Raw genomic sequence first — 567 nt, 5'->3', positions numbered from 1 at the left:
GAAAGCGGAAGATGAGGTTATCACCACCACAACGACGACCATTAAACGTCGTGGTAAACGTCAACCGCTTTATCAGGCACTGAAGACTCACTTACTCGAACAAGTGGTGGTTCAGGCCGATGAAACGCCGCTCAATGTGCTTAAGGAAGACAAGCAATGTTACATGTGGTTGTACTGCTCGGGAGCCGACTCCCCTGAAGCTAAACTCCCTGACATGAAAAATATCGTCTTGTTCGACTATCAAAACAGTTGCGCGAGAGCATGCCCCGTGAACTTCTTGGGTGATTACTCAGGCTATCTACAAAGTGATGGTTACGCGGCTTATGACGGATTAACCAACGTGGCTAATGTTGGTTACTTTGCTCACGCACGCCGTAAGTTCATGGAGGCAAAAAAGCTTCAGGGCAAAGGTAAGTCAGGTAAAGCGGATGTGGCGTTATCCAAAATCCAAAAGTTGTACGCACTTGAATCTCGATTAAAACTGGCTTCGGTCGAAGAGCGTTGGACAGAAAGACAAGCGCAGGCTAAACCGATGTTGGATGACTTCTATGACTGGTTAACCACGCA

The 567-nt window shown here is 47.4% G+C and carries 1 protein-coding gene; it reads left to right on the top strand.

Going from position 1 to position 567, the window contains the following annotated elements:
• The coding region (locus AACW06_RS19970) for an IS66 family transposase (protein ID WP_238336774.1) at window positions 1–567 on the top strand (567 nt) is incomplete at both ends.

It is taken from the genome of Vibrio sp. S12_S33 (assembly GCF_963889785.1).
Lineage (GTDB): Bacteria > Pseudomonadota > Gammaproteobacteria > Enterobacterales > Vibrionaceae > Vibrio > Vibrio aestuarianus.
The sequence above is the reverse complement of the archived record's forward strand: the minus strand, read 5'-3'. Positions and strand labels throughout refer to the sequence as shown.